This window comes from Streptomyces colonosanans, assembly GCF_001866645.1.
Taxonomy (GTDB): Bacteria; Actinomycetota; Actinomycetes; order Streptomycetales; family Streptomycetaceae; genus Streptomyces; species Streptomyces colonosanans.
Window position 1 is genome coordinate 1 of sequence record NZ_MLYP01000100.1, and the last position, 2,247, is coordinate 2,247.

Annotated in this window: 1 protein-coding gene; it reads left to right on the forward strand. The window is 70.7% G+C overall.

Annotated elements, in window-relative coordinates; translation table 11 throughout:
* Positions 1 to 15 precede the first annotated feature (15 nt).
* On the forward strand, positions 16 to 2,247 hold a 2,232-nt coding region (locus tag BIV24_RS29325), incomplete at its 3' end, for a heavy metal translocating P-type ATPase (RefSeq protein ID WP_071369499.1).

Genomic DNA, 2,247 nt, shown 5'->3' on the forward strand with positions numbered 1-2,247 from the left:
CTGCGAGGAGCAGACATGACCACCACCACGCCCGGTGCCGCCGAGGTCGAACTCGCCATCGGCGGCATGACCTGCGCTTCGTGCGCCGCTCGGATCGAGAAGAAGCTCAACCGTATGGACGGCGTCGAGGCAACGGTCAACTACGCCACGGAGAAGGCCAAGGTCAGCTTCGACGAGGCTGTCTCGGTCGCCGACCTCATCGCCACCGTCGAGGCGACCGGTTACAGCGCGCGCGAACCCGAGCCCGTCGGCGCCGAGTCGGCGTCCGGCGGCCCCGGTGGGGAGGAGGTCGATGAACTGCGGCCGCTGCGGCAGCGGTTGACCACGGCTGTCGCGCTGGCCGTGCCGGTGATCGCCATGGCGATGGTTCCGGCGCTGCAGTTCGACTACTGGCAGTGGCTGTCGCTGACCCTGGCGGCGCCCGTGGTGACGTATGCGGCGTGGCCGTTCCACAAGGCCGCCTGGACCAACGCCCGGCATGGCGCGGCCACCATGGACACGCTGATCTCGGTCGGTACCTCGGCGGCGTTCTTGTGGTCGCTGTGGGCGTTGTTCTTCGGTTCGGCGGGGATGCCGGGCATGAGGCATCCCTTCGAGCTGACCATCGCGCGCAGTGACGGTGCGGGGAACATCTATCTGGAGGCCGCGGCCGGTGTGACGGCGTTCATCCTGGCCGGCAGGTACTTCGAGGCCCGCTCCAAGCGCCGGGCGGGAGCGGCGTTGAAGGCGTTGCTGGAACTGGGCGCCAAGGAGGTCACCGTCCTTCGCGGTGGGCGTGAGGAGCTCGTCCCCGTCGCGGACTTGAAGGTGGGCGACCGTTTCCTCGTCAGGCCGGGCGAGAAGATCGCCACGGACGGCACGGTGGTGGAGGGGGCGTCCGCGGTGGACGCCTCCATGCTCACCGGCGAGTCGGTCCCGGTCGAGGTCGGTGTCGGGGACGGTGTCACCGGCGCCACCCTCAACGCCGGTGGCCGTCTCGTCATCGAGGCGACCCGTATCGGCGCCGACACCCAACTCGCCCGGATGGCGAAGATGGTGGAGGACGCGCAGAACGGCAAGGCCGCCGCCCAGCGGCTCGCGGACAAGATCTCCGGTGTCTTCGTCCCGGTCGTGATCGCGCTGGCGCTGGGCACCCTGGGCTTCTGGCTCGGCAACGGCGCGGGCCTGACCGCCGCCTTCACCGCCGCGGTCGCCGTCCTGATCATCGCCTGCCCGTGTGCGCTGGGGCTCGCCACGCCGACCGCCCTCATGGTGGGCACCGGACGCGGCGCCCAGCTCGGCATCCTCATCAAGGGCCCCGAGGTTTTGGAGACCACGCGCAAGGTCGACACCATCGTCCTGGACAAGACGGGCACCGTCACCACCGGCAAGATGACCCTGCTGGCCGTGCACACCGCCGAAGGCACCGACGAGAAGGATGTCCTGCGGCTGGCCGGCGCCCTGGAGCACTCCTCCGAGCACCCGATCGCGCAGGCCGTCGCCTCCGGTGCCGCCGCCCGCGTCGGCACGCTGCCGGTCCCGGAGGACTTCGCGAACATCGCCGGCCTCGGTGTCCAGGGCATCGTCGAGGGCCACGCCGTCCTCGTCGGCCGTGAACAGCTCCTTACCGAGTGGGCCATGAGTTTGCCCGAGGGTTTGGGCCGGGCGAAGGCGAAGGCCGAGGCGGCTGGACGTACGGCGATCGCGGTCGCCTGGGACGGCCGGGCCCGCGCCGTCCTGGAAGTCGCCGACGCCATCAAGGAGACCAGCCCCGAGGCCATCAAGCGGCTGCGCGCCCTCGGCCTGACCCCGATCCTGCTGACCGGTGACAACAAGGCCGTGGCCGAAGCGGTCGCCGCCGAGGCCGGGATCGCCCCCGAGCACGTGATCGCCGAGGTCCTGCCGCAGGACAAGGTGGACGTGGTCAAGCGTCTGCAGGACGAGGGGCGTTCGGTCGCCATGGTCGGTGACGGTGTCAACGACGCCGCGGCCCTCGCCCAGGCCGACCTCGGCCTGGCCATGGGCACCGGCACCGACGCCGCGATCGAGGCCGGTGACCTGACCCTGGTCCGCGGTGACCTGCGGGTCGCGGCGGACGCCATCCGCCTGTCCCGCAAGACACTGGGCACCATCAGGTCCAACCTGTTCTGGGCCTTCGCCTACAACGTCGCCGCACTACCCCTCGCCGCGGCAGGCCTGCTCAACCCGATGATCGCCGGAGCCGCCATGGCGTTCTCCTCGGTCTTCGTCGTCGGCAACAGCCTGCGA